A 26,763-nucleotide genomic window follows, 5' to 3' on the forward strand; every position below is an offset into this window, starting at 1 on the left:
CCTCACCCCATGTGCGGGTAGCGGTGGTCGCGGGCCGCGTCGAACGTCTCCTTGACCACCCGCGTCGACGTCCAGCGCTGCAGGTTCTGCGCGGCGCCGGCCTTGTCGTTGGTGCCCGAGGCGCGGGCACCACCGAAGGGCTGCTGGCCGACGACGGCGCCGGTGGGCTTGTCGTTGACGTAGAAGTTGCCCGCGGCGTTGCGCAGCACGCGCGAGGCGTGCGCGATCGCGGCCCGGTCGCGGGCGATCACGGCGCCGGTGAGCGCGTAGGGCGCGACGGACTCCATCTGGTGCAGCACGGTGTCGTAGTCGGCGTCGTCGAAGACGTTCACGGCGAGCACCGGGCCGAAGTACTCGGTGCGGAAGACCTCGTGGGTGGGGTCGGTGCCCTCGATGAGGGTGGGCCGGACGAAGAAGCCCTCGCTGTCGTCGGCGGTGCCACCGGCGACGACGCTCAACGCGTCGTCCGAGCGGGCCCGGTCGAGCACCCCGGAGAGCTTGCCGAAGCTCTTCCGGTCGATCACGGCGCCCAGGAAGTTCGAGAAGTCGGTGACCGGCCCCATCGGCAGCGAGTCCACGGTGTCCACGAGGTCGTCGCGGACGCGGTCCCACACGCTGCGCGGCACGTAGGCCCGGGAGGCCGCCGAGCACTTCTGGCCCTGGTACTCGAAGGCGCCGCGGACCAGCGCGGTGCGCAGCACGTCGACGTCGGCCGAGGGGTGCGCGACGACGAAGTCCTTGCCGCCGGTCTCCCCGACGATGCGCGGGTAGGAGCGGTACTCGGCGATCCGGGTGCCCACGGTGCGCCACAGGTGCTGGAACACCGCGGTGGACCCGGTGAAGTGGATGCCGGCCAGGTCGCGGTCGGCGAGCACCACGTCGGAGACCGCGACGCCGTCCCCGGGCAGCATGTTGATCACGCCGTCGGGCAGGCCGGCGGCCTCGAGCAGCCGCATGAGCTGGTGCGCGGCGAACTGCTGGGTGGGTGCGGGCTTCCACACCACGGTGTTGCCCATCAGCGCCGGCGCGGTGGGCAGGTTGCCGGCGATGGCGGTGAAGTTGAACGGGGTGACGGCGTAGACCGGGCCCTCGAGCGGGCGGTGGTCGATCCGGTTCCAGACCCCGGGTGAGCTCACCGGCTGCTCGGCGTGGATCTGCCGGGCGAAGTGCACGTTGTAGCGCCAGAAGTCCGCCAGCTCGCAGGCCGCGTCGATCTCGGCCTGGTACGCGGTCTTGGACTGCCCGAGCATGGTGGCGGCGTTGAGCGTCTGCCGCCACGGTCCGGCGAGCAGGTCGGCGGCCTTGAGGAAGACCGCGGCCCGGTCGTCCTGGGAGAGCTCGGCCCACCCGGGGGCGGCGGCCCGCGCGGCGGCCAGCGCGTCGGTGGCGTCGGCGGCGGTGGAGTGCGCCGACGTCCCCAGCACCTGGGCGTGGGCGTGCGGGGCGACGACGTCGAAGGACTCCCCGCCGGCCATCCGCTGGACGCCGCCGATGGTGGCGGTGAGCTCGGCCGGCGCGGCGGCGAGCCGGGTCAGTTCGGCCTGCAGCTCGGCGCGCTCGGCAGAGCCGGGGGCGTACTGCAGCACCGTCTCGTTGCGCGGGCTGGGGACCTGGGTGATGCCGTCCACGGTGGGGTCCTTCCTCAGGATCGGGTCAGCAGGGATCGGACGAAGAACTGGACGTTGGCCGGGCGCTCGGCCAGCCGGCGCATGAAGTAGCCGTACCAGTCGGCGCCGTAGGGCACGTAGGCCCGCACGGTGTGCCCCTCGCGGGCCAGCCGCTGCTGCTCGCCGGTGCGGATGCCGTACAGCAGTTGGAACTCGTGGCTGTCGGCGGCGCGGCCGGTCTCGGCCACCAGCTCCAGCGCGAGGGCGATCATCGCGGGGTCGTGGGTGCCGGCCATCGGGTACCCGTCGCCCCGGTAGAGCGTGGTGAGGCAGCGCCGGTAGGCGGCGTCGACGTCGGCCTTCTCGGTGTGCGCGACGGCGGCCGGCTCGGCGTAGGCGCCCTTGACCAGCCGCACCCGGGAGCCGGCGACGGCGAGCGCGCGGGCGTCGTCCTCGGTGCGGTGCAGCGCGGCCTGCAGCACCGCGCCGGTGCCGGGGTGGTCGCGGCGCAGCTCGGCGAGCACGGCCAGCGTGGAGTCCACGGTGCGGTGGTCCTCCATGTCCAGCGTGACCGTCGTGCCGATCGCGGTGGCGGCCTCGACGACCGGGCGGACCAGCTCCAGGGCCACGTCGTGCCCGCCGGGCAGCGCCTGCCCGAAGGCCGACAGCTTCACCGACACCTCGGCCGCCCGCCCCAGCCGCAGCGGGGCCAGGCCGTCGAGCAAGGCCAGGTAGGCGTCCCGCGAACGGGTGGCCTCGGTGCGGTCGGTGACGTCCTCCCCGAGGTGGTCCAGGGTCACCGCCAGGCCCTCGGCGCGGAGTGACTCCACGGCGGCGAGGGCGTCGGGGAGCGTCTCCCCGGCCACGAAGCGGTCGACGACGCGGCGGGTCACCGGGGTGCCGACGACGGCCCTGCGCAGGGCCGGACGGCGGGACGCGGCGAGCAGGGCCTGACCGAGCACGGTGACCTCCGGGGGCGGGGTGGTGTGCCGACGACGCTAGGAGCGCGGACCGCCCGGGCACCAGCGACAGACGTCCGGACTCCTTCGTACGATCGTCTGATGCGGGACGACCTCCAGGACCTCGTCGACGAGGTGTCGAGGCTGCTGGGCGCGCCCGCGACGCTGGAGGACCCGGACTTCACCCTGCTGGCCTTCTGCGCCCAGGGGGAGGACACCGCCGGCACCGCCCTGGACGCCGTCCGCACCCGGTCGATCCTGACCCGCGGCTCGCCCGAGGCCACCCGGCGCTGGTTCACCGACTTCGGCATCGCGGGGGCGACGGCACCGCTGCGCACCCCGGCCGACCCGGTCGCCGGGATCCTCACCCGGCTCTGCCTGCCGGTCCGGCACCACGGCCGGCTGCACGGCTGGCTGTGGCTGCTGGACGAGGGCCGCACCGACACCACCGACGCCGAGTCCCCCGCCCTGGCCGCGGCGATGGCGCTGGCCGCCCGGGCCGGCGCGCTGCTCGCGGCGACCCGCCCGGGCGCCGACGACCTGCCCGCGACCCTGCGCACCGCCCTCACCGGTGACGCACCGGCCGCGGCAGCCCTGGGGGTGGCACTGGGCCCGGACACCCCGGTCACCGTCGTGGCGCTCCGCCCGGCGGGCCCTCTCCCGTCGGGCTGGGCGCCCCCGGGGGCCGGCGCCGTCGGCGTCGTGACCGGCCGGTGGGTCGCGGTGCTCCTGCCGTTGCCGGGCACCGCCGACGCACGGCCCGCCGGGGCACTGACCGCGGCTGCGCTGCGTGACCTGCCGGCGGGCAGCACGGCCGGTGTCGCGACCGCGCGCTTGGGCTGCAGCGCGCTGACCGTGCAGTGGCAGGAAGCCCGGGACGCCGCACGGGTCGCGGCGGTGGAGCCGCGGCTGGCTCCGGTCGCCTCCTGGTCGGAGCTCGGGGCGTGGCGGCAGGTGGTCCGGCTCGACGGCCCGGACCCGGCCTTCGCCGTGCTGCTGGCCGACCCGGTGCTCAGCCGCACCGCCGACGTCTGGCTGGACGCCGCCGCCTCCCCGCAGCGCGCAGCCGCCCTGCTGACCGTGCACCGGCAGACGCTGTACTACCGGCTGGGCCGGATCGCGGAGCTGACCGGGCTGGACCTCGCCGACGGGGCCGACCGGCTGGCGCTGCACCTCGCCGTCCGGGCGGCCCGGCTGGGCGCCCCCGCGGCGGACCCGGCGCGAGCGGACCGCCCGACGCCGGTGGTGCCCTAGGGTCTGCTGGTCGTGGCACGGAACGGGACGGCGGGCGTCGACGTGATGCTGGCCCTGCGCACCGGCACCGCCACCGAGCACCAGCAGCTCGAGGACTCCCTCGACCTGCTCGACCCGGCCCTCGACGCGGCCCGGCTGGGGCACGTGCTGGACCGGATGCACGGGTTCTGGGTCACTGCCGAGGCCGGCCTGGACGACTGGGCGGCCGCCGACCCGGACACCGCCACCGCGCTGGACTGGCCGGCCCGGCGCCGGGCGCACCTGTTCGCCGCCGACCTGGCCGCCCTGGGCCGGGCCCCGGAGGGCGACGCACCGGCGCTGGACCCGGTCGTCGACACGGCCACGGCGCTGGGGCGGCTGTACGTGCTGGAGGGCTCGACGCTGGGCGGGCAGTTCATCGACGCCCACCTGGCCACGCTGCCGACGCTGGCCGGCGCGGCACGGCTCCACGCGTTCTCCCCCTACGGCGAGCGGACCGGGGCGATGTGGGCGGCGTTCCGCCGGGTCGTGCGCGACCGGCTCGTGCCCGGCCCGGACGCCGACACCGCCGTGTCAGCCGCACGCCGTACCTTTCACGGACTGGCCGCGTGGTGCACCGACGTAGAGCAGCCTGCGTCGCACCCGGCCGTCCCGTCGTCGTCCCCTCCGGGAGGTGTCCCCGCGTGACCGATCTGCGCCCGTCGCCGTGGCTGGACCCGGAGACCCCGGTCGACCTCACCAACTGCGAGCGCGAGCCCATCCACGTGCCCGGCAGCATCCAGCCTCGCGGGGTGCTGATCGCGGTGAGCGAGCCCGACCTCGTCGTCGAGCAGGTCTCGGAGAACCTCGCCGACGTCACCGGGGTGGACTGGACCGCGGCACTGGGCCGGCCGCTGGCCGACGTGCTGGGCACCGTGCCCGCCCAGGCGGTGGCCCGGTCGGCCGCGGCCTTCGGCGACCTGCGCGAGCGCAACCCGGTCGAGCTGACCCTGGACCTCGACGGCAGCCCCGTGCCGGTGGACGCGATCCTGCACCGCGCCCTGCACGGCGAGGCCGGCCCGCCCATCGGGGTGCCCGAGGCCGCGGACGCCCCGGCCAGCAGCCTGGTGATCGAGCTCGAGCCGGCCTTCGGCCCGCGGCCCTTCAGCTTCCCCAACACCTACCAGGCCGTCCGCGGGACCATCGCCGAGCTCAACCGCGCCACCGACCTGCAGGAGCTCTACGACACCACCGTCGCCGCCGTCCGCAGCCTCACCGGGTTCGACCGGGTGATGCTCTACCGGTACGACGCCGAGTTCAACGGCGAGGTCGTCGCCGAGGCCGCCGCCGGCCACCTCGAGCCGTTCCTCGGGCTGCACTACCCGGCCTCGGACATCCCGCCGCAGGCCCGGGCGCTGTACGAGAAGAGCTGGATCCGGCTCATCTCCGACGTCTCCTACCTCCCGGCCCGGCTGCACCCGGTCGCCCACCCGGCGACCGGTGAGCCGCTCGACCTGACCTACTCCACGCTGCGCAGCGTCTCCCCGCTGCACGTGGAGTACCTGCACAACATGGGCGTCCGCTCGTCCATGTCGATCTCGCTGCTGCGCGACGAGAAGCTGTGGGGCCTCATCGCCTGCCACCACTACTCCGGACCGCACGCCCCGCCGTACGCCACCCGGGCGGCCGCGGAGTTCCTGGCCTCGACGCTGTCGCTGCGCCTGGTCGACCGCGCCGCCGAGGAGGAGGTGCGCCGGGCGCTGCGGGCCCGGTCCACGCTGGCCTGGCTGACCGCGGCCACCCTGGACGAGGACCGCCCGCTGGCCGAGTCGCTGCTGGGCACCCCCGACCTGCTCGACCTGGTCGAGGCCGACACCGTCGTGGTGCACCTGCAGGGCCGCACCGCCGTGCGCGGGGCGCCGCTGGACCCGGGCACCGCCGCGGCGATCGCCGGCTGGGCCGCCGACCAGCACGTCGACGTCGCCCACTCCGACGCGCTGCCCGCCGTCGCCCCGCAGCTCGACGTGCCCCGTCACCTGGCGTGCGGCGCGCTCGTCGTGCCGCTGCCGGACGGGCAGTACGTCCTGTGGGCCCGGGGCGAGCACCTGCGCACCGTCGACTGGGGTGGCGACCCGCGGGCCAAGGTGATCACCCTCCAGGAGGGCGAGGACGTCCGCATCTCCCCCCGGAAGTCCTTCGCCCGCTGGCAGGAGGCCGTGCGCGACCGGTCGCAGCCGTGGACCCCCGAGGAGGTCACCGAGGCCACCGCGCTGCGCACCAACCTGCTCGAGGCGCTGTACGCCCGCAGCCGGCGGGTGGCCCGGGCCGCGGAGACGCTGCAGCGCAGTCTGCTGTCCGAGCCCCCGCAGCCCGACCACCTGCAGATGGCCGTGCGCTACGTGCCCGCCGCCCGCGAGGCCCAGGTCGGCGGCGACTGGTACGACGTGTTCACCCAGCCCGACGGGGCGACCGTGCTCGTCATCGGCGACGTGGTCGGCCACGACGTGGAGGCCGCGGCGGTCATGGGCCAGCTGCGCGGCCTGCTGCGCGGGATCGCCTTCGACGCCGAGGTCGGACCCGCCGGCGTGCTGAGCCGGTTGGACCGGGCGATCGAGGGCCTGCGGGTGGCCGCGATGGCCTCGGTGCTGGTCGCCCGGCTCGAGCAGACCGACGAGGAGCGCGAGCGCGGCGTCAGCCGGATCCGCTGGTCCAACGCCGGCCACCTGCCCCCGCTGGTGCTCCCGGCGTCCGGGGACGCCGTGCTGCTGGGCACCGACACCCGGTCCGACCTGCTGCTCGGGGTCGCCCCGGAGACGACCCGGCACGAGCACGTGGCCGTGGTCGAGCGCGGCTCGACCGTGCTGCTGTACACCGACGGGCTCGTCGAGCGCCGGGACCAGGTGTTCGACGAGGGCATCGCCCGGTTGCTGACCGAGATCGCCGGGCACGGCGAGACCCCGGTGGAGGAGCTGGTCGACCTGCTGCTGGAGCGGATGCTGCCCGACCGGGCCGAGGACGACGTGGCGCTGCTCGCCGTCCGGCTGCACGAGCAGGACCGCCCGCGCCCCGACCGCTGAGTCAGCCCGCCAGCGTGGCGAGCAGCTCCCGGACGGCGGACCGGCCGGCCCGGTTCGCCCCGATCGTGCTCGCCGAGGGCCCGTAGCCGACCAGGTGCAGCCGGGGCTCGCCGACGACCGCGGTGCCCTCGACCGCGATGCCGCCGCCGGGGGCCCGCAGGTGCAGGGGCGCCAGGTGCTCCAGGGCGGCCCGGAAGCCGGTGGCCCACAGCACGACGTCGACGTCCAGCGTGCGGGCCGGTGACCCGTCGACGCCGTCCCAGGCCAGTCCCGCGGGGGTCATCCGGTCGAAGACCGGCAGCGCGTCCAGGACGCCGCGCGCCCGGGCCCGGCGGACCTCGTCGGTGACCGGCAGCCCGGTCACGCTGACCACGCTCGCCGGGGGCAGCCCGGCGCGGACCCGCTCGGCGACCATCGCGACCGCGGCCCGGCCGGCGTCCTGGTCGAAGTCGTCCTCCCGCCAGACGGGGGGACGACGGGTCAGCCAGCTGGTCGTGGTGACCTCGGCGATCTCCACGAGCAGCTGCAGCGCCGAGATGCCCCCGCCGACGACGGCCACGTGCTGCCCGGCGAACTCCGCCGCCGTCCGGAAGTCCGCGGCGTGCAGCTGCCGGCCGCCGAAGGTCTCCCGACCGGGGTAGGCGGGCCAGAACGGGCGGGACCAGGTGCCGGTGGCGTTGACCAGCCCACGGGCGGTCCACTCCCCTGCCGACGTCTCCAGCCGGTAGCCGTCGTCGGTGCGCGTGACCCGGCGGACCGCGACGGGACGGTGCACCGGGAGCGAGTAGTGCTCCTCGTAGGCCGCGAAGTAGCGGGCCATCGCCACGGAGGCCCGCTCGTCCGGGTCCCCGGTGAGCGCCATCCCGGGCAGGTCGGCGATGCCGTTGGCGCGCTCGAGCCGCAGCGAGGCCCACCGGTGCTGCCACGCTCCACCGGGCCCGTCGTCGGCGTCCAGGACGACGAAGTCGGCGCCCGCACGGTGCAGCGCGTACGCCGCCGAGAGGCCCGCCTGGCCCGCTCCGACGACCACAACCTCCGCGTGCACGGCCGACCCAACACCACCGACGGTCCGGTCATGCCCGACCCCGCGGGGGGAGCCCGGCGGAACGGTGTCCAACGCCATGGTTGCGCGCGCCACCTGCGGGCATGACCGAACAGTGCTGCAAGGGCGAGACGTCACCGTGTCGGGTGACCCCTCGGTCGGCTACCGGCACGTGGGGTGCCTCGGCACCGTCGACGCCCCGACGACCACGGCGCTGGCCGACCACCTCCGCCCCCGGCTCGAGGCCGGCGACCCGCTCGTGCTGGCCTGCTCGGCAGCCCTCCGCGACGCACTCCAGGCCCGTCTGCCCTCCGGTGCGTCCGTCGCCGTGGTCGACGAGGACGTGCTCGTCGGGCGGACGTCGGACGCCCTGGCCGGCTACACCGCGCTCATCGACGAGCACGCGCCCGCTGCGGGCTCCCGTCTGCTGCTGGTCACCGACAGCTCGCACGGCTCCGGCCGCCCCGCCTGGCTGCAGACCGAGGCGCTGCTGAACCACGTGCTGGCCGACCGGGCGCTGGACCACGTCTGCCTGCTCGACCACGCCGACCTCGGCGAGGACATCGACCGCGCGTCCTCCTGCCACCCGCGGCTGCTCGGGGCCGACGGCGTGGTGGCCAACGCCGGGTACCGCGAACCGGCCGACCTGCTGCGCGAACTCGGCCGGGTCGATCTCGCCGACCCGCTCGAGGACGCCCCGCCCACCCTCGCCCTCCAGGACGTCGGCGACATGCGGGTGCTCCGCCGGGCGCTGCAGGGCCTGTTCGCCGACGGTCCGTTGCCCGCCGACGACGCCGAGGACCTGGTGCTGGCCATCGACGAGGTCGTGGCCAACGCCGCCGAGCACGGCGTCCCGCCCGTCGACGTGCGCCTCTGGGTGACCCCGGAGCAGGTGCTGTGCGTGGTCAGCGACCACGGGCCCGGCTTCGACGAGCCGCTCACGGGCTACGGCCCGGCCCACGGCGGCGACCTGTCCGTCGGCGGGATGGGGCTGTGGCTGGCCCGGCGGGCGGTGGACTCGATGACCACCGGACCGCTGGACGCCGACGGCGAAGGCTGCGTCGTCCGGTTGTCGATCGACCCGCGGCTGCGCTCGGCCGACCGGGTCAGCTGACCGGGACGGCCCCGGCCTCCTCGATCAGCCGGGCCTGCTCCCGGCACCACGGGGACCAGGCGTCGCCCTCGACGTCCTGCCGGGCCCGGAAGGCCGACCAGGACAGCAGCTCCCAGTCGCCGACCTCGTCGTCGGCCGGGCGCGGATCGCCGTGGAACACCCCGACGTACACCGGGCAGATCTCGTTCTCCACGACCCCGGCGAACTCCGCCCGGTACCGGTAGCCCGGGAGCACCGGCTCCAGGGCGGTGACGGTGAGGCCCAGCTCGTCGTCGGCGCGGCGGGCGATGGCAGCGCCGTCGTCCTCACCGGGGCCGGGGTGCCCGCAGACGGTGTTGGTCCACATCCCGGGGAAGGTCTGCTTGACCTGGGCCCGGCGGGTCACCAGCAGCCGACCGGCCTCGTCGAAGAGATAGGCCGAGAAGGCGCGGTGCAGAGGGGTCTCCCCGTGGTGCACGAGCCGCTTGGGCATCGTGCCGACCTGCCGGCCGTCGTCGTCCACGAGCACGATGAGTTCTTCGGCCACACCGCCATCGTCCCACGACGCTGGCCGGCGACGTGCTCGCTCAGGCGTCGAAGTCGACGGTGACCTGGTCGGACAGCGGGACGGTCTGGCAGGTGAGCACGTAGCCCCGGGCGACCTCGTCGGGGTCCAGGGCGTAGTTGCGGCGCATCTCGACCTCGCCCTCGGTGACCTTCGCCCGACAGGTGCCGCAGACCCCGCCCTTGCAGGCGAACGGCAGGTCCGAACGCACCCGCTGGGCGCTGTCGAGCACCGGCACGTCCTGCTCCAGGGACAGCGTGGTCGACCGGCCGTCCAACACGATCGTGACCTCGCTGGTCGGTCCCTCGGCCCCCTTCTCCTCCCGGCGCACCGGCTCCGGCGGCGCGTCGTCGACGAAGAAGAGCTCCTGGTGCACCCGTTCCCGCGGCACCCCCAGCTCGGCCAGCAGGTCCCGGGCCTCGGTGACCATGCCGTGCGGCCCGCACAGCCACCAGTGCTCCACGTCGGGCACGTCGACCAGCGCGGCCACCAGGGTGCGCAGCCGCTCGCCGTCCAGCCGACCGCTGGTCACCTCGGCGTCGCGCGGTTCGCGGGAGAGCACGTGCACCAGCTGCAGCCGGTGGCCGTAGCGGTCCTTCATGTCCGCCAGCTCGTCGGCGAACATCACGGTGTTGGTGCGCCGGTTGCCGTAGAACACGGTGACCGTGGACTCGCCGTCCTTCAGCACGCTGCCGGCCAGGCTCAGCACCGGGGTGACCCCGGAACCGGCGACGACGAACACGTGGTCGGCCGGTGTCGACAGGTCGGCGGTGAAGGTGCCGCTGGGGGGCAGCACGTCGATCTGCTGGCCGGGGCGCACCTCGTTGACCAGCCACGCCGAGAAGTAGCCGCCGGGCACCTCGCGCACCCCGACGCGGGGGGCCTCACCGACCGGCGCGCAGATCGAGTACGACCGGCGCTCGTCGCGGTCGCCGTCGACCCGGCGCAGGGTGAGCGCCTGGCCGGGGGCGAACGCGTAGTCCTCGGCCAGCTCGGCGGGGACGTCGAAGGTGACCGCGACCGCGTCGTCGGTGAGCTGGTCGACGCGGGCGACGGTCAGCGGGTGGAACTGCGGGCGGCGACGCGCGGGGGCGCTCACTCAGATCTCCTTGACGTGCTCGAACGGCTCGCGGCAGGTGCGGCAGCGACGCAGTGCCTTGCAGGCGGTGCCGCTGAACTCCGAGAGCTCCTCGGTGTCCGCGGACCCGCACAGCGGGCAGGACGCGGTGCGCCGGGTGGGGCCCAGCGACAGGGGCACCGGCCCGGCGGCGCGGACGGGGGCGTGCCCGGGCGGGGCGATGCCGCCCTCGGCGAGCTTGCGCCGGCCGTCCTCGCTGATCCAGTCGGTGCTCCACGGCGGGGACAGCACCGTGCGGACGTCCACGTCGGCGAACCCGGCCCGGTGCAGGGCGTGCACCAGGTCCGCGCGCATGACGCCCATCGCCGGGCAGCCGGAGTAGGTCGGGGTGATGGTGACGACCACGGTGCCGTCCTCGGCGGTGTGCACGTCGCGCAGCACGCCGAGGTCGGCCAGCGTCAGCATCGGGAGCTCGGGGTCGGTGACCGTCCCGGCGACGTCCCGGGGGTCGGTCAGCACGGCGCTCACCAGGTCGCCGCCGGGTGCTCGCGGGCCAGGCCCTGCAGGGTCGCCAGCAGCGGGGCCAGCTCGGCGGTGTGCTGCCCGGCGCGCCCGGGGCTGGGGCGTTCGGTCGGCCACGGGGGGACGGCGAGGGTGGCGCGCTCGAGCACCATGGTCAGCACGCCGCGCACCTCCTCGCGCACCCCGGCGGGGTCGACGGCGACACCGGCGGCGGTCAGCCGGATCTCCACCTCGGTGGCGGTGAACAGGTCGGCCAGCAGCGGCCAGACGGCATCGACCCCGGCCTGCGCCCGGCGGTGGGACTCCGGGGTGCCGTCACCCAGGCGCAGCACCCAGCGGGCCGCGTGGTCGCGGTGGTAGGTCAGCTCGGGGACGCCCTTGGCCGCGATCGCGGACAGCACCGGGTCGCGCGACTCCCGCAGCTGGGCGAACAGCGCCAGCCGGAACGTGCTGGCCACGAACAGCCGGATCATCGTCTGGGCGAAGTCGCCGCCGTCGGCCTCCACGAGGTGGTGGTGCACGAACTCGTCGGCGTCCCGGAAGTAGGCCAGCGCGTCCTCGTCGGGGATCGAGTCGGTCGCGCGCTCGCGGCTGCGCCCGAGCACCCCGGCCGAGCCGGCGCGGGCCAGCAGCAGCCGGGCCTGCCCGAGCAGGTCCAGCCCGCAGTTGGCGATCGCGACCTCCTCCTCGAGCTCGGGCGACCGGGTCGCCCACTCGGTGAGCCGCTGGCAGAGCACGAGCGCGTCGTCCCCGAGCATGAGGCAGTAGGCGCCCAGGTCAGCCGCGTCGACCCCGTCCGGGACCGTGGTGTCCACCCCGGCCAACGGATCGTCGAACCCGGTCCCGAACGCCCACTGCCCCTCCCCCCCGTGCGCGGTGTCCAACGCGTCGTACACGGTCTCTTCGTGAGCCACCGCGGTGCTCCTTCTTCCATGGGCCAGTCGGCCACGCGCCCGGAACGGGTGCGGGCACTGCGGCCCCCTCGTAGGGGCCCCGACTCCCGAGGAACGAGGGAGGTGGGGGGACGAGGGGGTCCTTCACATGTGCGGTACGTCGTCCGGGATCTCGTAGAACGTCGGGTGCCGGTAGACCTTGTCCCCGGCGGGGGCGAACATCGGGTCCTTCTCGTCCGGGCTGGACGCGGTGATGTCGTTGGCCTGCACGACCCAGATGCTCACGCCCTCGTTGCGGCGGGTGAACAGGTCCCGCGCGGCGTGCACGGCCATCTCGTCGTCGGGGGCGTGCAGCGAACCGACGTGCACGTGGTTCAGCCCGCGCTTGCCCCGGACGAACACCTCGTACAGCGGCCAGTCCCGCCGGGTGTTGGCCGCGGTCGGCTCGGCGCCGCTGGGGATGTCCGGCCCGGTGGGGACGGCGCCGTGGCCGCCCTCGGCGGTGGTCTCACCGGCCGACGGGGTCGTCGGCTCGCTCACGACGCGTGCTTGTCCGCGTACGCGGTCGCCGCCTCGAGCACCCAGGCGTTGTCGTCGCGGGCGGCCCGACGACGGGAGACCCGCTCCTCGTTGCAGGGGCCGTTGCCGGAGATGACCTGCTTGAACTCGGCCCAGTCGATCTGGCCGAACCGGTAGCGGCCGGTCTCGGGGTCCAGCGCGAGCTCGGGGTCGGGCAGCGTCACGCCCAGGGCCGCGGCCTGCGGGACGGACATGTCGACGTAGCGCTGGCGCAGTTCGTCGTTGCTGTGCCGCTTGACGCCCCAGGCCATCGACTGCGCCGAGTTCGGGCTGTCGTCGTCCGGCGGGCCGAACATCATCAGCGAGGGCCACCACCAGCGGTCCACGGCGTCCTGCACCATGGCGCGCTGGGCGTCGGTGCCGCGCATCATCGTCATCAGCAGCTCGTAGCCCTGCCGCTGGTGGAAGGACTCCTCCTTGCAGACCCGGATCATCGCGCGCGCGTAGGGGCCGTAGCTGCTGCGGCACAGCGGGACCTGGTTGCAGATCGCCGCGCCGTCGACCAGCCAGCCGATGACGCCGCAGTCGGCGTAGGTCAGCGTGGGGTAGTTGAAGATCGAGCTGTACTTCTGCCGACCCTCGATGAGCTTGTCGGTGAGGTCGGCCCGGTCGGCGCCGAGGGTCTCGGCCGCGGAGTACAGGTACATCCCGTGCCCGGCCTCGTCCTGCACCTTGGCCAGCAGGACCGCCTTGCGGCGCAGCGACGGCGCGGCGAGCAGCCAGTCACCCTCGGGCTGCATCCCGATGATCTCCGAGTGCGCGTGCTGGGCGATCTGGCGCACCAGGCCCTTGCGGTAGGCCTCGGGCATCCAGTCGCGCGGCTCGACCCGGTGGTCGGCGGCGATCGTGGCGTCGAAGTGCGCCTGCAGCGCCGCCTCGTCCGGCACGGGGGCCGCGACGGGAGCGTCGGCGGAGCGGTCGAGCGTCGGTGCGGACATCGGGATGAGCCTCCTGCGGTCATTTACTGACCAAGCGGTCGGTAATGAGTGTGCCGCAGGTGGACGTGCTCCACAACCCCGTCTTGACAGCCCACGCCCTGCGGTAGTTGGTTACTGACCGGGCGGTCGGTAAATCGTCCGTCGCACGTGACCGCGCACCGCCGCCGGAGTACCAGGGAAGGCCCCCTCGTGAGCGCACCGACCACCAGCCCGACCGCGAAGCGCCTGGGCACGGCCCCCGACCCGGCCACCCTCGACCCGGCCGAGCGGATGGGGGTCGACGAGCTGCGCGCCCTGCAGCTCGAGCGGCTGCAGTGGACCCTGCGGCACGCCTACGACAACGTGCCGCACTACCGCCGGGCCTTCGACGCCCACGGCGTGCACCCCGACGACTGCCGCTCGCTGGAGGACCTCGCCCGCTTCCCCACCACGTCCAAGGCCGACCTGCGGGAGAACTACCCGTTCGGGATGTTCGCCGTCCCCAAGGAGCAGGTGCGCCGCGTGCACGCCTCCTCCGGCACCACCGGCAAGCCCACCGTGGTCGGCTACACCGAGCGCGACATCGCCACCTGGGCCGGCGTGATGGCCCGCAGCATCCGGGCCGCCGGCGGTCGGCCCGGGGACACCCTGCACAACGCCTACGGCTACGGGCTGTTCACCGGCGGGCTGGGCGCGCACTACGGCGCCGAGGCGCTGGGCTGCACCGTCGTCCCGGTCTCGGGGGGCATGACCCCGCGGCAGGTGCAGCTGATCGGGGACTTCGAGCCCCGGATCATCATGGTCACCCCCAGCTACATGCTCGCCGTGGTCGACGAGTTCGAGCGGCAGGGCATCGACCCCCGCTCCAGCAGCCTGCAGATCGGCATCTTCGGCGCCGAGCCCTGGACCGAGCAGATGCGCCAGGAGATGGAGGACCGGCTCGACATCGACGCGGTCGACGTCTACGGCCTGAGCGAGGTCATGGGCCCCGGGATCAGCCAGGAGTGCGTGGAGACCAAGGACGGCCTGCACGTCTGGGAGGACCACTTCTACCCCGAGGTCGTCGACCCGACGACGGTCGAGCCGCTGGCCGAGGGCTGCGAGGGCGAGCTGCTGTTCACCTCCCTCACCAAGGAGGCACTGCCGATCATCCGGTACCGCACCCGCGACCTCACCCGGCTGCTGCCCGGCACCGCCCGGCCCGGGATGCGGCGGATGCAGAAGGTCACCGGCCGCACAGACGACATGATCATCCTGCGCGGGGTGAACCTCTTCCCGACCCAGATCGAGGAGGTCGTGCTCCGCACCGCCGGCCTGTCGCCGCACTTCGCCCTGGAGCTGTCCACCCGCGGCCGGATGGACCACCTGGTGGTCTCCGTCGAGGCCCGCCCGGACTGCCCGCCCGAGCGCCGCGCGGTCGCCGCCCAGGAGGTGCAGGTGCTGGTCAAGGAGACCGTGGGCACCAGCGTCGAGGTGGTCGTCGTCGACCCGGCCACGCTGGCCCGCTCGATGGGCAAGCTGCAGCGGCTCACCGACCGGCGCGAGCGCGCATGACGGCCCCCACCCGCCGCGGCCGGCCCGGACACTCGCTGGACTCGCTGCTCGACGTCGCCGTCGCGCTCTTCATCGAGCGCGGTTTCGAGGCCACCTCGATGGACGCCCTGGCCGACCGGCTGGGCGTCACCAAGTCCGCGATCTACCACCACGTCCCCTCCAAGGTGGAGCTGCTGCGGCTGGCCCTGGACCGGGCGCTGGACGGGCTGTTCGCCGTGCTGTCCGAGCCCGGGGCGGCCCAGGGGCCGGCCATCGACCGGCTCGAGCACGTGGTGCGCGGCTCGGTCGGCGTGCTCACCGACCGGCTGCCCTTCGTCACCCTGCTGCTGCGCGTCCGGGGCAACTCCCACGTCGAGTCGCACGCCCTGCACCGGCGTCGCGACTTCGACCACCGGGTGACCGAGCTGGTGCGCGAGGCCGTCGCCGAGGGGTCCGTCCGCCCCGACGTCGACCCCCGGGTCACCAGCCGGCTGCTCTTCGGCACCGTCAACTCCCTCACCGAGTGGTACCGCCCGGGCGGCGGCCTGTCTCCGTCCGACCTCGCGGACGGCCTGGTCACCACCCTCTTCGCCGGCCTGCGCGCCCCGACCCGACCCCAGGAGCACCGATGACCGCTGCACCCCTGCTCGAGAGCTATGCCGCCGGTGCCTGGTGGTCCAGCGCCGACGAGGGCACCCCGCTCCCGGACGCCGTCACCGGGGAGACCGTCGCCCGGATCAGCAGCCGCGGGCTGGACGTCGCCGGGATGGTGGCCCACGCCCGCACGGTCGGCAGCCCGGCGCTGCGCGAGCTGACGTTCCACCAGCGCGCCGGCCTGCTCAAGGCAGTCGCGCTGCAGCTGATGGCCCGCAAGGAGGAGTTCTACGCCCTCTCCCACCGCACCGGAGCCACCGACGGCGACAACGCCGTGGACATCGACGGCGGCTTCGGCACCGTGCTGTCCTACGCCTCCACCGGACGCCGCGAGCTGCCCGACGACACCCTGGTGCTCGACGGCCCGCCCACCCCGCTGGGCCGGCGCGGCACCTTCCTCGGCCAGCACGTGTACACCTCGCTGACCGGCGTCGCGGTGCAGGTCAACGCCTTCAACTTCCCGGTCTGGGGGATGCTCGAGAAGCTGGCCCCGGCCTTCCTCGCCGGGATGCCCACGATCGTCAAGCCGGCCTCGCAGACCGCCTACCTCACCGAGGCGGTGTTCCGGGCGATGGTCGAGACCGGCCTGCTGCCCGAGGGCTCGGTGCAGCTGCTCGCGGGCTCGGCGTCCGGGCTGCTGGACCACCTCGACGGCCAGGACCTGGTCGGCTTCACCGGCTCGGCCACCACCGCGGCCCTGCTGCGCAGCCACCGGGCCGTGACCGAGCGGGCGGTCCGGTTCAACGCCGAGGCCGACTCGCTCAACTGCTCGGTGCTGGGCCCCGACGCTGGCCCCGACACCCCGGAGTTCGACCTGTTCGTCCGCGGCCTGGTCACCGAGATGACGGTCAAAGCCGGTCAGAAGTGCACCGCGATCCGCCGGGCGATCGTGCCGCGCGAGCACGTGGACGCCGTCGTCGAGGCCACCCGGGCCGCGCTCGAGCAGGTCGTCGTCGGCGCCCCGGGGGCCGACGGCGTGACCATGGGCGCGCTGGCCTCCCGGGACCAGCGCGACGAGGTGCTGCGTGCGGTCGACCGGCTGCGCACGCACGCCGAGCTCGTCGTCGGGGACCCGACCGACTTCACCGTCACCGGCGCCGACCGCGACCGGGGGGCGTTCCTGCCCCCGATGCTGCTGCGCTGCGACGACGCGAGCGCGCCCGAGCCGCACGACGTCGAGGCCTTCGGCCCGGTGTCCACCGTGCTGCCCTACTCCGACCTGGACGACGCGATCGCCCTGGCCCGCCGGGGCCAGGGCTCGCTGGTGGCCAGCCTGGTCACCCACGACCCGGCCGTCGCCCGGGCCTTCGTGCTGGGCGCGGGGTCGGCACACGGCCGGGTGCACGTGCTGGACCGGGACGACGCCCGGGAGTCCACCGGGCACGGCTCCCCGCTGCCGGTTCTGGTGCACGGCGGCCCCGGACGGGCCGGCGGGGGCGAGGAGCTGGGCGGCGTCCGCGGCGTGCTGCACCACATGCAGCGCACCGCCGTGCAGGGGTCTCCGGACCTGCTCACCGGGGTCGGCCGACGCTGGGTCGCCGGCGCCGCCCGCAGCGAGGACGGCGTGCACCCCTTCCGGAAGTCCCTGGCCGAGCTGCGCATCGGGGACTCGGTGACCGCCGGGCCCCGGGAGATCACGCTGGAGGACGTCGAGCACTTCGCCGCGTTCACCGGCGACACGTTCTACGCGCACATGGACGAGGAGGCAGCCCGGGCCAACCCGCTGTTCGGCGGCCGGGTCGCGCACGGCTACCTGGTGCTCAGCTGGGCCGCGGGTCTGTTCGTGGACCCCGACCCGGGCCCGGTGCTGGCCAACTACGGCCTGGACTCGCTGCGGCTGCTCACCCCGGTCAAGCCCGGCGACACCGTGACCGTGACGCTCACGGCCAAGCAGATCACCCCGCGCGGGGGCGCCGACCACGGCGAGGTGCGCTGGGACGCCGTCGTCGTCAACTCCGCGGGCGACCCGGTGGCCACGTACGACGTGCTCACGATGGTCGCGAAGACGTGGCCCCCGGCGGGGGACTCAGGCGGGCAGTGACCAGTCGACCGGGTCGGCGCCCTGCGCCACGAGCAGGGCGTCGACCCGGCTGAACGGCCGCGACCCGAAGAACCCCCGCGAGGCGCTCAGCGGGGAGGGGTGCACCGAGGCCACCGAGGGCACCGGCCCGAGGGCCTCGGTGAGCCCCTGCGCGTCCTTGCCCCACAGCACCGCGGCCATCGGCTGCCCGGCCGCGGCCCGCTCCACCAACACCGCGATGGCGTGCGCGGTCACCTGCTCCCAGCCGCGGCGGCGGTGCGAGCCGGCCCCCCCGGGCCGCACGGTCAGGCACCGGTTGAGCAGCAGCACCCCGCGGTCCCGCCAGGCGGTCAGGTCACCGTGCGGCGGGGGCTCGACGCCGAGGTCGTCGCGCAGCTCGCGGTAGACGTTCACCAGGCTGCGGGGCAGCGGCCGGACGTCACGGTCGACGGCGAAGCTCAGCCCGATCGGGTGGCCCGGGGTCGGGTAGGGGTCCTGCCCGACGACCAGCACCCGGACGTCGGCCAGCGGGGTGGCGAAGGCCCGGAACACCTGGTCGGGGTGCGGGAGCCAGGGTCGGCCGGCGGCGGTCTCGGCGGCCAGGAAGGCCAGCACCGCGTCGATGCGCTCCTCGACCGGCGTCAGGGCCGCGGCCCAGTCGGGGGCCATCAGCCCGCGGTCGGCGAGGTCCTGCAGGGTGCCCACCCGGCCGAGACTAGGTGGGCACCCGAGGGCTCACTTCGCCGGCGGGGCCATCAGCTCGAGGGCGATGTTGTCGGGGTCGCGGAACTCCAGGATGTAGCCGGCACCGATGTCCTTGACGCCCTCGTGGGCGATGCCCAGGGAGTCCAGGTGGGCGGCGGCCTCGTCCAGGGCCTCCTTGGAGGAGACGGCGAACGCGACGTGGTCCAGGCCGGTGCGGTCCTCGCTGAAGGTGTCGTCGGCGACCGGGCGCAGGCCCAGCAGTGACTCACCGAGGGCGTAGATGACGCCGCCGAAGGCGAAGTCGGGGGCGTCCTCGGTCTGGCCGTCGATGGCGACCGGGAGGGCGAACACGTCGTCGTAGAACTTCCGCGAGCGGTCGATGTCGGTGACCGTCAGACGGACGTGCGCGTAGTGGCTGGTGGTGATCGGCATGGTCCTGCAGTGCCCGATCCGACCGTGCTCAACCGGGTGCAGGCGGACGCATCTGTCCGACCCACCCGGCATCCTGTCGGCGTGGACACCTTCACCCGCAGCGGCCTGACCTTCGACGTGCGCGACGCCGGCCCGGGCGACGGCACCCCGGTGGTGCTCCTGCACGGCTTCCCGCAGCACGCCGGGAGCTGGGACCGGGTGGCGCCGACCCTGCACGAGGCCGGGCTCCGCACGCTGGCCCCCGACCAGCGCGGGTACTCCCCCGCGGCCCGGCCCACCGGCCGCCGGTCCTACGTCGTCCGCGAGCTGGTGGACGACGTCCTGGCGCTCCTGGACGCCGCCGGTCTGGAGCGGGCGCACGTGGTCGGGCACGACTGGGGTGCGATGGTCGCCTGGTCCGCGGCGGCCTGGCACCCCGACCGGGTCAGCAGCCTGACCGCCGTCTCGGTGCCGCACCCGGCCGCGTTCACCCACTCGTTCCTCACCAGCTCGCAGGGCGTGAAGTCGGCCTACATGGCCTTCTTCCAGCTGCCCGTCGTGCCGGAGAGGCTGCTCACCCGGGGCAACGGCGTGTTCCTGCGCGACCTCCTGGTGCGCGCCGGGATGCCCCGCCCCGACGCCGAGGACACCGTGGCCCGGCTGCGTCCGGCCGGCGCGCTCACCGCCGCGCTGGACTGGTACCGCGCGCTGCCGCTGGGTGCGGGTGACGGCGTCGGCCGGGTCCGGGTGCCCACCCTGCACGTGTGGAGCGACCGGGACGGCTTCCTCGGCCGGGCCGGCACCGAGGCGACCGCGCCCTACGTGACCGGGGAGTACCGCCTGGAGGTGCTGCCCGGGGTCACGCACTGGGTGCCCGAGACCGCCGGCCCCCGGCTCGGGGAGCTGGTCGCCGAACACGTGCGGGCCCACGGGTGAACCGGGGCGAGCTGCTGGCCGCCCGGGTGCGGGCCCAGCAGCTGGACCGCGACGAGGGCACGGTCGACGACACCGCGGTGCTCGACCTCGGGGTCCAGGACACCGGCCCGCCCGGGGCGGCCCGCTGGGCCCTGGCACTCCGCGGCCTGGCGCGGCCCGCCGCGGCGGACCTGGCACTGGTCTGGTCGGTCCGCGGCGCCCCGCACGTGTACCGGCGGGCCGACCTGCCCGGCGTCGCCGCGGCCACCGCCCCGTGGTCGGACGCGGACGCCGCGAAGCGGGTCTTCGACGCCGCGACGCCGCTGACGGCGGCCGGCCTCGGGGTGCTCGGCGCCCTGGACGTCGTCGCCGACGCGATGCGCACGATCGTCACCGGGCCGACGGTCAAGGGCGAGCTGTCCGCCGGCCTGACCGCGGCCCTGCCCGCGCCGTTCCTGCGGCACTGCCGGCCCTGCGGCACCACCCACGTGTTCGAGCAGCCCTTCCGGCTCGCCGCGCTGCGCGCCGGGCTCGAGCTGGAGCCGGGCACCTCACCGCCGGTGCTCCGCCCGGTGCCGGACCTGGTGCCGGCCACCGAGGTGCCCGACCGGCTCGACGTCGTCCGGGCGCACCTGCGGCTGTTCGGACCGTCCACCCCGGCGATGGTCGCGGCGTACCTCGACGCCCCGGTGCGCGAGGTGCGCGCCCACTGGCCCGCCGACGCCGACGAGGTGGACGTGGCGGGTGGGACGCGCTGGGTGCTCGACCTGCCGTCCACCGACCCGGTCCGCGGCACCTGGCTGCTCGCGCCCTTCGACCCGTTCCTGCAGGTGCGGGACCGGGAGCTGCTGGTGCCCGACGCCGACCGCCGGAAGGAGCTGTTCCCGGTCCTCGGCCGCCCGGGCGCCGTGCTGGTGGACGGCGAGGTGGCCGTGGTGTGGCGACCGCGGTCGGCCGGGAGGCGGCTGGCCCTGACCGTCACCCCCTGGCGGGAGCTCACCGGACCCGAACGGGCAGCGGTGGAGGACCAGGCGGCGCGACTCGCCGGGGCCCGCGGTTCGACGCCGGGCGGCGTGACCCTGGGCTGACCGGGTAGGGCCGGTGGATGACCTCCCCCGACACCGGCCACCTCGACGGACAGACGGTCGCCGTCACCGGCGCCACCGGCAACCTGGGGACGGCGTTCCTGCGGCAGCTCTTCCTCACCGGGGTGCACCAGGTGCGCGGTCTCTCCCGCCGCCAGGCCCCGGACACCGCCCCGTACTCGAACGTCTTCTGGACCCACACCGACATCGGCACGGCGGCCAGCTCGGCCCCGCTGACCGAGTTCCTCACCGGCGCCACCACGCTGGTGCACACCGCCTGGGCGCTGCAGCCGGGCCGGGACCCGGAGCTGCTGCACCGGATCAACGTCGACGGGGCCCGCCGGGTGCTGGACGCGGCGGGTTCGGCCCGCGTGGGCCACGTGGTGCTGGTGTCCTCCCTGGGCGCCTACGCCCCCGGCAACCCGGCCGACCGGATCACCGAGGACTGGCCCACCACCGGGGTGCCCAGCTCGCAGTACAGCCGGGACAAGGTCGCCGTCGAGGCACTCGCCCGCGAGTTCGCCACCGCCCACCCCGACGTCACCGTGACCGTCGTCCGGCCCACGCTGGTGCTGCAGTCCGACGCCGCGGGCGCGATCGGCCGCTACTTCCTCGGGCCGCTGCTGCTGCGCGGGGCGCAGGCCCTGCCCGGGTCGGTGGCCTCGAAGCTGCCCCTGCCGCTGCCGGAGGACCTGCACCTGGGCTTCGTGCACGCCGACGACGTGGCCGACGCGCTGCTGCGGATCGTGGACCGCCGGGCCGGCGGGGCGTTCAACCTCTCCGCCGAGCCGGTGCTGGACCCCGACGCGTTCGCCGCCGCGCTGGGCACCCGCCGGGTGCCGGTGCCGGCCGCGCTGCTGCGGGCCGGGTTGTCGGCGGCCTTCCACGCCCACCTGGTGCCCACCGAGCCGGGCTGGCTCGACCTGGGCCTCAGCGTGCCGGCGCTGGACACCACCCGGGCCCGCGAGGTGCTCGGGTGGGACCCCCGGCACCCCAGCGACCGCCTGCTCCCGGAGTTCGTCGCCGCCCTCGGCCGGGGCGACGGCGGCGAGGGCCCCGTGCTGCACCCCTGAGACTCAGGGGCGGGCCGACCAGGCCGAGACCGCGTGGCTCATGCCGGCGAACGTGCTGGCCGCGGCGTCCGGACGCAGCGCGACGAACAGGCCGTCGGCCTCGGCGAGCACCGTGTCGGGGTCCTCGGCGGAGGCGATCGTGGCGTGCGCGGTGGCCCGTCGTCCCTCGGTGGAGGTGACGGCCGCCGCGAGCACGACGGGCACCCCCAACCGGACCGGGCGGCGGTAGGTGACGGTCAGCGTGGCGGTGAGCCCGCCGTGCCCGGCGGTCCGCAGCGCCCGGGCCAGCACGTGGTCCAGCAGGGTCGCGATGGTGCCGCCGTGCACCAGCCCCGGCGGGCCCTCGTGCGCCTTGGGCAGCGTGGCGTGCGCCGTCACCCGACCGTCGGCCGACGTGTCGACCGACAGGGGCGGGGCGATCGGGCTGCCCGGGCCGTACACCGGGGAGTACCACCGCTCACCGGCCGCGGGGTCGTCCACGGTGGCGATGTCCCGCAGGCCCCGCTCGGCCACCCGGAGCCGGGCGGCCAGCTCCCGGGCGGCGCCGGCGACCGCGGCGAGCTCGTCGGCGTCGACCTCGGTGCGCACGGTGGCGTCGACCAGCTCGCGCAGGGCCTCGCCCAGCACGCCGACGGCCTCGCGCCGCGCATCGCGGGCCGCCCCGGTGAGCAGCTCAGCCACGCGGCATCCCCGCCGCCCGCAGCAACGCCCCGCCGATGATCACCTTCTGCACCTCGCTGGTGCCCTCGTACAGCCGGTACAGCCGGGCGTCCCGGTAGAACCGCTCGACGGGGGTGCTGCGCAGGTAGCCCAGCCCGCCGTGCACCTGCACCGCACGGTCGGTGGCCCGCCCGACCATCTCCGAGCAGAACAGCTTGGCCGCCGAGGGCCCCACCGAGGTGTCCTCGCCGCTGTCGTAGCGCGCCGCGACGTCGACCACCATCGCGCGGGCCGCCAGCAGCTCGGTGTGCACGTCGGCGAGCATCGCCTGCACCAGCTGGAACCGGCCGATCGGCGCCCCGCCCTGCTTGGCCGTGGCGGCGTAGGCGACCGACTCGTCGAGCACCCGCTGGGCCATCCCCACGCACAGCGCCGCCACGTGCAGCCGTCCCCGGGAGAGCACGGTCAGCGCCTTGGCGTACCCGCGGCCCGGCTCGCCCACCAGTGCGTCGGCCGGCACCCGGACGCCGTCGAAGAACACCTCCGCCGTCCACGCCCCGGACTGCCCGGTCTTCCGGTCGTGCGGGCCCACGCTCACCCCGGGCGTCGAGGCCGGGACCAGCAGCGTCGAGATGCCGCGCCCCCCGGTCTCGCCGGGCTCGGTGCGGGCGAACACCACGAAGAGGTCGGCGATCGGGGCGTTGGTGATGTACCGCTTGCCGCCGTCGACGACCCAGTCGTCCCCGTCGCGCCGGGCGCTGGTGCGCAGCCCGGCCGGGTCGGAGCCGGCCTCGGCCTCGGTGAGGGCGAAGGACCCGATCAGCTCACCGGCGGCCAACCCGGGCAGCCACGCCTTCTTCTGCTCCTCGCTGCCGAACCGGGCGATGACCTGACCGGCGATGCCGTTGTTGGTCCCGAACAGCGAGCGGAACGCCGGCGAGGTGTAGCCGAACTCGAAGGCCAGCTGCACGTCCTCGCTCATCGTCACGCCCAGCCCGCCGAACTCCTCGGGCAGCGCGTAGCCGAACAACCCCATCCCGGCCGCGGCCTGCCGGAGCGCGTCGGGCACCGCGTCGGTGTCCTCGATCTCCTGCTCGCGGGGGACGACGACGTCCCGCACGAGCCGGCGCACGGCATCCCTGACCTGGCTGAAGTCCTCGGCGTCCACGGGCCCATCGTGGCCCGCGACCGGCACGGGAGCCACCGGCGGAGGCCTCGGCACGGCCGTCGGGCGGGCGGGGTCGTCCCGGCTGGGGGAGGCTGTTCCGTAAACCGGGAGGCGCAGTGCCACAGAGGGACCTGATCGTCGTCGGCGCCTCTGCAGGAGGCGTCGAGGCGTTGCGCACGCTGGTGGGCTCCCTGCCCGCCGAGCTGCCCGCCGCCGTGCTCGTCGTGCTGCACGTGCCGGCGCAGGGCGCCAGCGCGCTGGCCGCCGTGCTGGCCCGGGAGACGGCCCTGGACGTCGCCCCGGCCGTCGACGGGGAGGTGCTGGCACCCGGCACCGTCCGGGTGGCACCCCCGGACCGGCACCTGCTGGTGGTCGACGACGAGGGGGTGCTCCGGACCCACCTGTCCCGGGGGCCGCGGGAGAACGGCCACCGGCCCGCCGCCGATCCGCTGTTCCGCAGCGCGGCCCACGTCGCCGGCGCCCGGGTGGTCGGGGTCGTGCTCTCCGGCAGCCTGGACGACGGTGCCGCCGGACTGCGGCGGGTGCGCGGCCGGGGCGGGCTGGCCGTGGTCCAGGACCCGGCCGACGCCGCCTACAGCGGGATGCCCGAGGCGGCGCTGCACATCGCCGGTGCCGACCACGTCGCACCGGTCGGTGAGCTCGGGGACCTGCTCGGGTCGCTCGTCGGGCTCGACGTCCCCGCGGTCCCCGGTGCCGGCGACGGCGGACCCCGGCCGCTGGAGGACGCGCTGGCCGAGATGGAGGGCGCGGCACTCGCCTGCGCCGACCGACCTGGGGCACCCACCGGCATCAGCTGCCCGGACTGCGGTGGCCCGCTGTACGGCTCGGCCGTGGGGCCGATGCACCGCTTCCGGTGCCGGGTCGGGCACGCGTGGTCGGCCGACACCCTGGTGGGTGCCCAGACCTCCGCGGTGGAGTCGGCCCTGTGGGCGGCGCTGCGCAGCCTGGAGGAGAAGGCCGACCTGGCCGACCGGATGAGCGAGTCCGCGGTGTCCCGGGGCCACCTGCTGACCGCGGACCGCTTCACCGAGCACGCCGGCGACGCCCGCCAGGCGGCCCTGGTGCTGCGCGACCTCCTGGAGGGCGCGGCGCTGTCGGTCCCCCGAGCGGGTGGCGATGAGGGACCATCGACCGGTGACTGACCCGACGGCGAGCGTGGTGCCCGACAGCGACCCCGGGTTCGAGCACCTCCTCGCCTGGTTGAAGGAGAGCCGGGGCTTCGACTTCACCGGGTACAAGCGGCCCAGCCTGGTGCGCCGGGTGGCCCGCCGGATGTCCGACGTCGGCATCACCGACGTCGCCGCCTACCGCGACCACCTCGAGCTGCACCCCGACGAGTTCACCGCGCTCTTCAACACCGTGCTCATCAACGTCACCAGCTTCTTCCGGGACCAGGAGTCCTGGGACCACCTCACCCAGGTGCTGCTGCCGCCGCTGCTGGCGCGCAACCGGCCGGTGCGCGCGTGGAGCGCGGGCTGCGCCTCCGGCCAGGAGGCCTACAGCCTGGCCATCGTCCTGGCCGAGGCGCTCGGGGTGGAGGAGTTCCGCCGCCGGGTCAAGATCTACGCCACCGACGTGGACGAGGAGGCCCTGGCCGCGGCCAGGGCGGCCCGCTACACCGAGGCCGAGCTCGCCGGGCTGCGGCCCGAGCAGGTGGAGAAGTGGTTCGTCCGGGACGGCGACCGCTGGACGGTGGTCGCGCCGTTGCGCCGGGCCGTGGTCTTCGGCCGCAACGACCTGGTGCAGGACGCCCCGATCAGCCACATCGATGTCCTGACCTGCCGCAACACCCTGATGTACCTCAACGCCGAGACCCAGGCCCGGGTCGTCGGGCGACTGCACTTCGCGCTGGAGCCGCACGGGGTCCTCATGCTCGGCAAGGCCGAGATGCTCCTGGCGCACTCCCCCCTGTTCACCCCGGTCGACCTGTCCCGTCGGCTCTTCCGGCGCCGCGCCGAGCCCGTCCTGGAGGGCTTCGCCAGCCCGCCCCGGACGACCGCGGCGAGCGACGGGCTGGAGCTGCTCGGGCACGAGGCGCTGCGCACCGCGCCGACCGCCCAGGTGGTCATCGACGGGGAGGGGCGGCTGGCGCTGGCCAACGACCAGGCCGACCGGCTCTTCGGCACCAGTCCCCGCGACCTCGGCCGGCCCTTCCAGGACCTGGAGCTCTCCTACCGCCCGCTGGAGCTGCGCTCGCACCTGGACCGGGCGCTGGCCGAACAGCGCAGCCAGTGGGTCCGCGGGGTGGAGCTCACCCGCGTGGGCACCGACCTGGTGGTGCTCGACGTCCAGGTCGTCCCGCTGGTGGAGTCCGACGGCACCCTGCTCGGTGCGACCGTGGTCTTCGACGACGTGACCCGCTACCACCAGCTCCAGGACGAGCTGGAGGCGGCGAACCGGAAGCTCGCGGTGGCCTACGAGGAGCTGCAGAGCACCAACGAGGAGCTGGAGACCACCAACGAGGAGCTCCAGTCGACGGTGGAGGAGCTGGAGACGACGAACGAGGAGCTCCAGTCCACCAACGAGGAGCTGGAGACGATGAACGAGGAGCTGCAGTCCATGAACGACCAGCTCCACTCCGGCAACGACGAGCTGCGGGTGGCCTCCGAGCTGGCCACCGGCCGCCGGGACATGGTCTCGGCCGTGCTGGCCGGCATGCGCTCGGGCGTGGTGGTCGCTGACGACGAGGACCGGTTGATCGCCTGGAACCCCGCGTCGGAGGAGCTGTGGGGCCTGCGGGAGGACGAGGTGCTCGGGCAGCGGCTGGTGGACCTGGACATCGGGCTCCCGGTCACCGAGCTCGCCGAGCGGCTGGCCGGTGCGGACGCCGAGGGCGGTCACCGCACCGTCGAGGTGAGCGCGGTCAACCGACGCGGGCGGACCGTGCGGGTACGGGCGACGCAGAGCCCGGTGGCGGCGCTGCTAGGTGACCTCCAGGGCACCGTGCTGGTCACCGAGCTGCTCGAATGAGGTC

General features: G+C 75.0%; 25 protein-coding genes. 12 read left to right on the forward strand and 13 right to left on the reverse strand.

Annotation, left to right across the window (positions count from 1 at the left end; all coding sequences use genetic code 11):
* Window positions 1-2 precede the first annotated feature (2 nt).
* Both pruA and ASG36_RS03185 read right to left on the reverse strand, forming a co-directional pair.
* Window positions 3-1,628, reverse strand: a complete 1,626-nt coding sequence (pruA, locus tag ASG36_RS03180) for an L-glutamate gamma-semialdehyde dehydrogenase (protein WP_055759347.1) — start codon at window positions 1,626-1,628, stop codon at window positions 3-5.
* A gap of 14 nt (window positions 1,629-1,642) precedes the next feature.
* Window positions 1,643-2,569, reverse strand: coding sequence for a proline dehydrogenase family protein (locus tag ASG36_RS03185; protein ID WP_055759350.1), 927 nt, complete (start codon window positions 2,567-2,569; stop codon window positions 1,643-1,645).
* A gap of 99 nt (window positions 2,570-2,668) precedes the next feature.
* Here ASG36_RS03185 and ASG36_RS03190 point away from each other — a divergent pair, with 99 nt between their 5' ends.
* The 3 genes from ASG36_RS03190 to ASG36_RS03200 are packed head-to-tail and all read left to right on the forward strand — an operon-like array spanning window position 2,669 to window position 6,855.
* Window positions 2,669-3,820 carry a helix-turn-helix domain-containing protein gene (locus tag ASG36_RS03190; protein WP_055759353.1) on the forward strand — a complete coding sequence of 384 codons (1,152 nt, stop codon included), beginning with the start codon at window positions 2,669-2,671 and terminating at the stop codon, window positions 3,818-3,820.
* A 12-nt stretch (window positions 3,821-3,832) separates the two neighbouring features.
* Entirely contained in the window at window positions 3,833-4,486 is a 654-nt protein-coding gene (locus ASG36_RS03195) for a biliverdin-producing heme oxygenase (protein WP_235494524.1), read from the forward strand.
* Window positions 4,483-6,855 carry a SpoIIE family protein phosphatase gene (locus ASG36_RS03200; RefSeq protein WP_055759356.1) on the forward strand — a complete coding sequence of 791 codons (2,373 nt, stop codon included), beginning with the start codon at window positions 4,483-4,485 and terminating at the stop codon, window positions 6,853-6,855. Before ASG36_RS03195 ends, ASG36_RS03200 begins: the two co-directional genes overlap by 4 nt.
* A gap of 1 nt (window position 6,856) precedes the next feature.
* Here ASG36_RS03200 and ASG36_RS03205 read toward each other — a convergent pair whose 3' ends face one another.
* Window positions 6,857-7,900 carry an FAD-dependent oxidoreductase gene (locus ASG36_RS03205; RefSeq protein WP_055759359.1) on the reverse strand — a complete coding sequence of 348 codons (1,044 nt, stop codon included), beginning with the start codon at window positions 7,898-7,900 and terminating at the stop codon, window positions 6,857-6,859.
* A 136-nt stretch (window positions 7,901-8,036) separates the two neighbouring features.
* Between ASG36_RS03205 and ASG36_RS03210 the strand changes: the two genes are divergently transcribed.
* A complete protein-coding gene (locus tag ASG36_RS03210; protein WP_055759362.1) occupies window positions 8,037-9,011 on the forward strand; it encodes an ATP-binding protein in 975 nt (324 codons plus the stop codon).
* Here ASG36_RS03210 and idi read toward each other — a convergent pair.
* The 6 genes from idi to paaA all read right to left on the reverse strand — a co-directional run bounded on the left by idi (window position 9,004) and on the right by paaA (window position 13,565).
* Window positions 9,004-9,537, reverse strand: a complete 534-nt coding sequence (gene idi, locus ASG36_RS03215) for an isopentenyl-diphosphate Delta-isomerase (protein ID WP_082522749.1) — start codon at window positions 9,535-9,537, stop codon at window positions 9,004-9,006. The genes ASG36_RS03210 and idi overlap by 8 nt on opposite strands.
* Before the next feature lie 40 nt (window positions 9,538-9,577).
* Window positions 9,578-10,654: a 1,2-phenylacetyl-CoA epoxidase subunit PaaE gene (gene paaE / locus ASG36_RS03220; RefSeq protein WP_055759365.1), complete on the reverse strand. Its 1,077-nt coding sequence runs from the start codon at window positions 10,652-10,654 to the stop codon at window positions 9,578-9,580.
* Window positions 10,655-11,161 (reverse strand): 1,2-phenylacetyl-CoA epoxidase subunit PaaD, encoded by a 507-nt coding sequence (paaD, locus tag ASG36_RS03225; RefSeq protein WP_082522750.1) that lies wholly within the window; start codon window positions 11,159-11,161, stop codon window positions 10,655-10,657.
* On the reverse strand, window positions 11,158-12,069 hold the full coding sequence (paaC, locus tag ASG36_RS03230) for a 1,2-phenylacetyl-CoA epoxidase subunit PaaC (protein WP_055759368.1): 912 nt from the start codon (window positions 12,067-12,069) through the stop codon (window positions 11,158-11,160). The genes paaD and paaC overlap by 4 nt, the downstream gene beginning before the upstream one ends.
* A 123-nt stretch (window positions 12,070-12,192) precedes the next feature.
* On the reverse strand, window positions 12,193-12,588 hold the full coding sequence (paaB, locus tag ASG36_RS03235; protein WP_157498530.1) for a 1,2-phenylacetyl-CoA epoxidase subunit PaaB: 396 nt from the start codon (window positions 12,586-12,588) through the stop codon (window positions 12,193-12,195).
* A complete protein-coding gene (gene paaA / locus ASG36_RS03240; protein WP_055759372.1) occupies window positions 12,585-13,565 on the reverse strand; it encodes a 1,2-phenylacetyl-CoA epoxidase subunit PaaA in 981 nt (326 codons plus the stop codon). The genes paaB and paaA overlap by 4 nt, the downstream gene beginning before the upstream one ends.
* 189 nt (window positions 13,566-13,754) lie before the next feature.
* Between paaA and paaK the strand changes: the two genes are divergently transcribed.
* From paaK to paaZ, 3 genes are read left to right on the forward strand one after another with little or no spacing between them, the layout of a single operon-like run.
* Entirely contained in the window at window positions 13,755-15,098 is a 1,344-nt protein-coding gene (paaK, locus tag ASG36_RS03245) for a phenylacetate--CoA ligase PaaK (protein ID WP_055759375.1), read from the forward strand.
* Window positions 15,095-15,709 carry a TetR/AcrR family transcriptional regulator gene (locus tag ASG36_RS03250; RefSeq protein ID WP_055759378.1) on the forward strand — a complete coding sequence of 205 codons (615 nt, stop codon included), beginning with the start codon at window positions 15,095-15,097 and terminating at the stop codon, window positions 15,707-15,709. The genes paaK and ASG36_RS03250 overlap by 4 nt, the downstream gene beginning before the upstream one ends.
* Window positions 15,706-17,772 carry a phenylacetic acid degradation bifunctional protein PaaZ gene (paaZ, locus tag ASG36_RS03255; RefSeq protein WP_055759381.1) on the forward strand — a complete coding sequence of 689 codons (2,067 nt, stop codon included), beginning with the start codon at window positions 15,706-15,708 and terminating at the stop codon, window positions 17,770-17,772. The genes ASG36_RS03250 and paaZ overlap by 4 nt, the downstream gene beginning before the upstream one ends.
* On the opposite strand, the gene ASG36_RS21740 is transcribed toward paaZ, so the two are convergent.
* Window positions 17,758-18,456 carry a uracil-DNA glycosylase gene (locus tag ASG36_RS21740; protein ID WP_235494526.1) on the reverse strand — a complete coding sequence of 233 codons (699 nt, stop codon included), beginning with the start codon at window positions 18,454-18,456 and terminating at the stop codon, window positions 17,758-17,760. The genes paaZ and ASG36_RS21740 overlap by 15 nt on opposite strands.
* Before the next feature lie 30 nt (window positions 18,457-18,486).
* Window positions 18,487-18,888 (reverse strand): VOC family protein, encoded by a 402-nt coding sequence (locus tag ASG36_RS21745; RefSeq protein WP_055759384.1) that lies wholly within the window; start codon window positions 18,886-18,888, stop codon window positions 18,487-18,489.
* An 81-nt stretch (window positions 18,889-18,969) separates the two neighbouring features.
* On the opposite strand from ASG36_RS21745, the gene ASG36_RS03270 reads away from it, so the two are divergent.
* The 3 genes from ASG36_RS03270 to ASG36_RS03280 are packed head-to-tail and all read left to right on the forward strand — an operon-like array spanning window position 18,970 to window position 21,940.
* On the forward strand, window positions 18,970-19,803 hold the full coding sequence (locus ASG36_RS03270) for an alpha/beta fold hydrolase (protein ID WP_055759387.1): 834 nt from the start codon (window positions 18,970-18,972) through the stop codon (window positions 19,801-19,803).
* Entirely contained in the window at window positions 19,800-20,870 is a 1,071-nt protein-coding gene (locus ASG36_RS03275) for a winged helix DNA-binding domain-containing protein (RefSeq protein WP_055759390.1), read from the forward strand. Before ASG36_RS03270 ends, ASG36_RS03275 begins: the two co-directional genes overlap by 4 nt.
* Window positions 20,871-20,887: 17 nt before the next feature.
* Window positions 20,888-21,940, forward strand: a complete 1,053-nt coding sequence (locus ASG36_RS03280) for an NAD-dependent epimerase/dehydratase family protein (protein WP_055759394.1) — start codon at window positions 20,888-20,890, stop codon at window positions 21,938-21,940.
* A gap of 3 nt (window positions 21,941-21,943) precedes the next feature.
* Here ASG36_RS03280 and ASG36_RS03285 read toward each other — a convergent pair whose 3' ends face one another.
* Window positions 21,944-22,621 carry a PaaI family thioesterase gene (locus ASG36_RS03285; RefSeq protein ID WP_055759399.1) on the reverse strand — a complete coding sequence of 226 codons (678 nt, stop codon included), beginning with the start codon at window positions 22,619-22,621 and terminating at the stop codon, window positions 21,944-21,946.
* A complete protein-coding gene (locus ASG36_RS03290) occupies window positions 22,614-23,768 on the reverse strand; it encodes an acyl-CoA dehydrogenase family protein (protein WP_055759402.1) in 1,155 nt (384 codons plus the stop codon). The genes ASG36_RS03285 and ASG36_RS03290 overlap by 8 nt, the downstream gene beginning before the upstream one ends.
* A 116-nt stretch (window positions 23,769-23,884) precedes the next feature.
* Here ASG36_RS03290 and ASG36_RS03295 point away from each other — a divergent pair, with 116 nt between their 5' ends.
* Window positions 23,885-24,931, forward strand: coding sequence for a chemotaxis protein CheB (locus tag ASG36_RS03295; RefSeq protein WP_055759404.1), 1,047 nt, complete (start codon window positions 23,885-23,887; stop codon window positions 24,929-24,931).
* Window positions 24,924-26,759 carry a CheR family methyltransferase gene (locus ASG36_RS03300; RefSeq protein ID WP_055759406.1) on the forward strand — a complete coding sequence of 612 codons (1,836 nt, stop codon included), beginning with the start codon at window positions 24,924-24,926 and terminating at the stop codon, window positions 26,757-26,759. The genes ASG36_RS03295 and ASG36_RS03300 overlap by 8 nt, the downstream gene beginning before the upstream one ends.
* Window positions 26,760-26,763: the final 4 nt, after the last annotated feature.

The organism is Geodermatophilus sp. Leaf369, from assembly GCF_001424455.1.
In the GTDB taxonomy this organism is placed as follows: domain Bacteria; phylum Actinomycetota; class Actinomycetes; order Mycobacteriales; family Geodermatophilaceae; genus Klenkia.

Bases quoted from the DNA above. Each gene is read 5' to 3' on its own strand.
- ASG36_RS03280 (WP_055759394.1), top strand. From the start codon at position 20,888: ATGACCTCCCCCGACACCGGCCACCTCGACGGACAGACGGTCGCCGTC.
- paaA (WP_055759372.1), bottom strand. From the start codon at position 13,565: ATGTCCGCACCGACGCTCGACCGCTCCGCCGACGCTCCCGTCGCGGCC.
- ASG36_RS21745 (WP_055759384.1), bottom strand. From the start codon at position 18,888: ATGCCGATCACCACCAGCCACTACGCGCACGTCCGTCTGACGGTCACC.
- ASG36_RS03250 (WP_055759378.1), top strand. From the start codon at position 15,095: ATGACGGCCCCCACCCGCCGCGGCCGGCCCGGACACTCGCTGGACTCG.
- paaZ (WP_055759381.1), top strand. From the start codon at position 15,706: ATGACCGCTGCACCCCTGCTCGAGAGCTATGCCGCCGGTGCCTGGTGG.
- ASG36_RS03190 (WP_055759353.1), top strand. From the start codon at position 2,669: ATGCGGGACGACCTCCAGGACCTCGTCGACGAGGTGTCGAGGCTGCTG.